At 69.9% G+C, this 3,919-nt stretch carries 5 protein-coding genes; 4 read left to right on the top strand and 1 reads right to left on the bottom strand.

Annotation, left to right across the window (positions count from 1 at the left end; all coding sequences use genetic code 11):
* Window positions 1–24 precede the first annotated feature (24 nt).
* Window positions 25–192 (bottom strand): hypothetical protein, encoded by a 168-nt coding sequence (locus HYE82_RS34805; RefSeq protein WP_179178222.1) that lies wholly within the window; start codon window positions 190–192, stop codon window positions 25–27.
* Window positions 193–435: 243 nt separating this feature from the next.
* Between HYE82_RS34805 and HYE82_RS34800 the strand changes: the two genes are divergently transcribed.
* The 4 genes from HYE82_RS34800 to HYE82_RS34785 all read left to right on the top strand — a co-directional run.
* Window positions 436–1,089: a response regulator transcription factor gene (locus HYE82_RS34800; RefSeq protein ID WP_179178221.1), complete on the top strand. Its 654-nt coding sequence runs from the start codon at window positions 436–438 to the stop codon at window positions 1,087–1,089.
* A gap of 5 nt (window positions 1,090–1,094) precedes the next feature.
* Window positions 1,095–2,345, top strand: coding sequence for a HAMP domain-containing sensor histidine kinase (locus HYE82_RS34795; RefSeq protein WP_179178220.1), 1,251 nt, complete (start codon window positions 1,095–1,097; stop codon window positions 2,343–2,345).
* Window positions 2,346–2,737: 392 nt separating this feature from the next.
* Window positions 2,738–3,034 (top strand): DUF4193 domain-containing protein, encoded by a 297-nt coding sequence (locus HYE82_RS34790; RefSeq protein ID WP_179178219.1) that lies wholly within the window; start codon window positions 2,738–2,740, stop codon window positions 3,032–3,034.
* Between the two features lie 12 nt (window positions 3,035–3,046).
* A partial coding sequence (locus HYE82_RS34785) for a hypothetical protein (protein WP_179178218.1) occupies window positions 3,047–3,919 on the top strand: 873 nt, incomplete at its 3' end.

The following is a 3,919-nucleotide window of genomic DNA, read 5'->3' as shown; positions in this document are numbered from 1 at the left end:
GTCCGGGGGCGGGCAGGGGGAGGATCAGCAGGCGGAGACGGGCACACCGTGTTCTGCGGCAAGGCGCTGGAGATCCTCCAGTTCGGCCTGTTCCACTTCCACGAGGTGGTCGTCGCCCGCGTCACGGGCGTGCTGGAGGTCGGACTGCGTGGTCCTGATGCGCTGCAGGAGACCTGTGGTGAATGCGTCCATGGTGGGTTCGCCCCCTTTTCGTGGGTCGGCGGCGGCACGGGCAGTCCGCCGTCAGGGAGTGGTCGGGGTGTGCTGACGTCCTCCCCGGCACCCTGGGCCCAGAAACCTCGCAAGGCCAAGGAATCCTCACTTCCGCCGTGGATCGGCCCCCGTGTGGCGCCTTACAGCCGGTTTACGGCTGAAACGGGCAGGATGGACGGCGCAATACACGTGTGCCCTGAGGGCTCGATGGAAGGAAACGACGTGCGCGTACTCGTCGTCGAGGACGAGCAGCTGCTCGCCGATGCGGTGGCCACCGGACTGCGCCGCGAGGCCATGGCCGTGGACGTCGTGTACGACGGTGCCGCGGCCCTGGAGCGCGTCGAGGTCAACGACTACGACGTCGTCGTGCTCGACCGGGACCTCCCGCTCGTGCACGGCGACGACGTCTGCCGGAAGATCGTCGAGCTGGGCGTGCCCACGCGGGTGCTGATGCTGACCGCGTCCGGGGACGTGAGCGACCGCGTGGAGGGCCTGGAGCTCGGCGCCGACGACTACCTGCCCAAGCCCTTCGCCTTCACCGAGCTGACCGCCCGCGTGCGCGCCCTCGGGCGGCGTACGACCGTCGCCCTGCCCCCGGTGCTGGAGCGGGCCGGGATCCGGCTCGACCCGAACCGGCGGGAGGTGTTCCGCGAGGGCCGTGAGGTGCAGCTGGCGCCCAAGGAGTTCGCGGTGCTGGAGGTTCTCATGCGGAGCGAGGGGACCGTCGTCTCCGCCGAGCAGCTGCTGGAGAAGGCATGGGACGAGAACACCGACCCGTTCACGAACGTGGTCCGGGTCACGGTCATGACCCTGCGCCGCAAGCTCGGGGAGCCGCCGGTCATCGTGACCGTGCCGGGTTCCGGATACCGGATCTGACGAGGGTGGCACCGACTCCGGCGCCGCCGTCCGCGCCTCCGAAACCCACCTGGGACCCCGGCCCGCCCGAGGGTCCCTTCCCTTGGCTCCGTCCCACCATCCGCATACGCCTCACCCTGCTGTACGGCGGCATGTTCCTGATCGCCGGGATCCTGCTGCTGTCGATCATCTACCTGCTGGCCGCGCAGGCGCTGCGGGAGGGCAACGCCCTTCCGTTCAAGATCGTCAGTGTCAGCGGGCAGAAGATCGTCGTCTCCAGCCCGACCTGTCCCGGGGTGGGCGGCGAGCAGCCCTTCGACCAGTTCTACGCCGCGATCCAGTCCTGCATGCTCGAACAGCGCCGGCACGCGCTGGACGACCTGCTCAGCCGGTCGCTGATGGCCCTGCTGGGCCTGAGCATCATCGCCTTCGCCTTCGGCTACGCGATGGCCGGCCGCGTGCTCTCCCCCCTGGGCAAGATCACCCGTACCGCCCGCCGCGTCGTGGGCTCCGACCTGACCCGGCGGATCGAGCTGGACGGGCCGGACGACGAGCTCAAGGAGCTCGCCGACACCTTCGACGAGATGCTCGACCGCCTGGAACGGGCCTTCACCGCCCAGCAGCGGTTCGTCGCCAACGCCTCGCACGAGCTGCGCACCCCGCTGGCGATCAACCGGACGCTCCTGGAGGTGCACCTGTCCGATCCGGGCGCGCCCGTGGAGCTGCAGCAGCTGGGAAAGACCCTGCTCGCGACCAACGAGCGCAGCGAGCAGCTGGTCGAGGGCCTGCTGCTGCTCGCCCGCAGCGAGAACCAGATCGTCGAGCGCAAACCCGTGGACCTGGCCGAGGTCGCCTCGCGGGCCATCGACCAGGCCCGGGCGGAGGCCGGGTCGAAGGGCGTGGAGATCCGCGGCGAGCGCGCAGCGGCCGTCGTGCAGGGCAACGGCGTGCTCCTGGAGCGGATCGCGCTCAATCTGGTGCAGAACGCCGTCCGGTACAACGTGCCGAAGGGCGGTTGGGTGGAGGTCACCACCGAGGCGCAGCACGGCCAGGCGGTGCTCCTGGTGTCGAACACCGGCCCGGTGGTGCCCGCGTACGAGGTGGACAACCTCTTCGAGCCCTTCAGGCGGCTGCGTACGGAGCGCACGGGCAGCGACAAGGGTGTCGGGCTGGGGCTGTCCATCGCACGCTCCGTGGCGCGCGCCCACGGCGGGCGGATCACGGCGACGCCCAGGGAGGGCGGAGGCCTCGTGATGCGTGTCACGTTGCCCCTGTGAATCCCTGCGTCCGCGTTCGCCGACAGCTGAATGGCTGGCCTGTGAACAAGTTGAATTCTGTGTGATCGGTCACATGGTCGAGTGTGGGGTCATGTGCGTTCAGTGGCCCAAAGAAGGCGCGGAAGGCCTGGAAAGTCCGGCAAGTCCGGGTTTCCGGGCACCCGCCCGGCGGAAAATACACCGGGTGGCCTTTGTGCAAGGCGGTCTGCGGACCGTGTACGGTCCCGGTCGTCATCCCAGCCGGTCGCCCCTTCAGGCGCGCGGCTGGGTGTCGATTGAGTAACAGACCTTGATGTGAGGCAAAATCTCCGCCTCAGGTCGGGCACAAGTCCGGCCTCTCGCGCGTTACGTGCGCTGAGACACCGCTAAATCCCAGAGGGGGAGAGCGAAACATGGCAACGGACTACGACACCCCACGCAAGACCGACGAAGACGTCGACAACGACAGCATCGAAGAGCTGAAGGCCCGGCGGAACGACAAGTCCGCGTCGAGCGTCGACATCGACGACTTCGACGCCGTGGAGGGCATGGAGCTCCCCGGCGCGGACCTCTCCAACGAGGAGCTGGCCGTCCGGGTGCTGCCGAAGCAGGCCGACGAGTTCACCTGCATGAGCTGCTTCCTGGTGCACCACCGCAGCCAGCTGGCGCGCGAGAAGAACGGTCAGCCGATCTGCCGCGACTGCGACTGAGAGGCGTCGGCTGTGACCGGCTCGACACCCTTCCGCAGGCTTCGCCTCCGGAAGTCCGCTGATCCGGCGGAGACACCGGCGGGAGCCACCGGCCCGGAAACGGGCCCAGGAGCTCCCGGCGTCCCCGCCGTGTACTCCGACAACGCCGCCGTGGCCCCGGCGGCCGCGGAGTCCGGCCAAGAGGACCGGCAGCGGGCCGGAGCCCGTCGGCTGCAGGCCGTCAAGAGCGGTGTGCGCAGGGGCGGCGAAGGCGCCAGGGCCGCCGCCCTGTACATCGCGGACCGCATCATCGAGATCGCCCCGCGCATCCCGGTCCGGGACCTCGCGACCCTGCGGGCCCAGTTCCCGGGCCTCGGCCCCGATCAGCTGGCCGACAAGCTGATCGCAGGCGCCGCGAACGGCACCTCCACCGTGGGCGCGGGCATCGGTGCGGCGGCCATGCTGCCCGTGCCGCCCGCGATGCCCGTGGAGCTGGCCACGGAAATCACCGGCGTCGCCGCCATAGAGCTCAAGCTCGTCGCCGAGCTCCACGAGGTCTACGGCCTGCGGCCCCCCGGCAGCGTCAAGGACCGCAGCCTCGCGTACCTGACCGCCTGGACCGAGGAGCGCGGCGTCGACCTCACGAGGCCGTCGACGCTGAGTTCCGTCCTCAGCGGGCACATGAAGAACGAACTGCGCCAGCAGATCATGAAGCGGATGATCCGCAGCCTGCCGAACCTGATGCCGTTCATGGTGGGCGCGGCCGTCGGCGCGGTCATGAACCGCCGTGACACCCGCAGACTCGCCGAGAAGGTCCGTGCGGACCTGCAGAGCCGGGCCGTGCCCTGGAACGCCCTTCCGCCCCTTCCGCCCCTGCAGCTGCCCGCCCAGCGCCTCCCCGAGGCC

Origin of the sequence: Streptomyces sp. BR123 (genome assembly GCF_013401435.1) — a bacterium.
GTDB lineage: Bacteria > Actinomycetota > Actinomycetes > Streptomycetales > Streptomycetaceae > Streptomyces.
Note: the sequence above shows the minus strand (reverse complement) of the source record. Positions and strands in the feature narration are given on the sequence as shown.

Bases quoted from the DNA above. Each gene is read 5' to 3' on its own strand.
- HYE82_RS34790 (WP_179178219.1), top strand. From the start codon at position 2,738: ATGGCAACGGACTACGACACCCCACGCAAGACCGACGAAGACGTCGAC.
- HYE82_RS34805 (WP_179178222.1), bottom strand. From the start codon at position 192: ATGGACGCATTCACCACAGGTCTCCTGCAGCGCATCAGGACCACGCAG.